Genomic DNA, 309 nt, shown 5'->3' on the forward strand with positions numbered 1-309 from the left:
GATAATCGATTGTGCCCGCCTGCATCGCCGATACCGCGTGGCTAATCTGGCCGTAGGCAGTAATCAGCATCATCGGCAGGCCCGGGTGCAGTCGCTGCACCTCAAACAGTAACTCGTGGGCTGACATCCCCGGCATATTGACGTCGCTGACCACCATATCCACTGAGCCTTCCGCCAGACACTTCAGGGCCTGTTCGGCATTTCAGCCTCCCGTACCCGGAACTTTGCCAGTTCCAGCGTCGTGACCAGCGCTTCGCGCAGGTCGTGGTCGTCTTCAACAATCAGAATGTGCGCCTTGGCCATAATGGT

1 pseudogene is annotated in these 309 nt (G+C 58.3%); it reads right to left on the bottom strand.

Going from position 1 to position 309, the window contains the following annotated elements:
* Positions 1 to 303 (bottom strand): annotated as a pseudogene (locus E5Q11_RS17540) (response regulator); the annotation flags it as partial.
* Between the last annotated feature and the right edge of the window lie 6 nt (positions 304 to 309).

It is taken from the genome of Marinobacter confluentis (assembly GCF_004785685.1).
GTDB lineage: Bacteria > Pseudomonadota > Gammaproteobacteria > Pseudomonadales > Oleiphilaceae > Marinobacter > Marinobacter confluentis.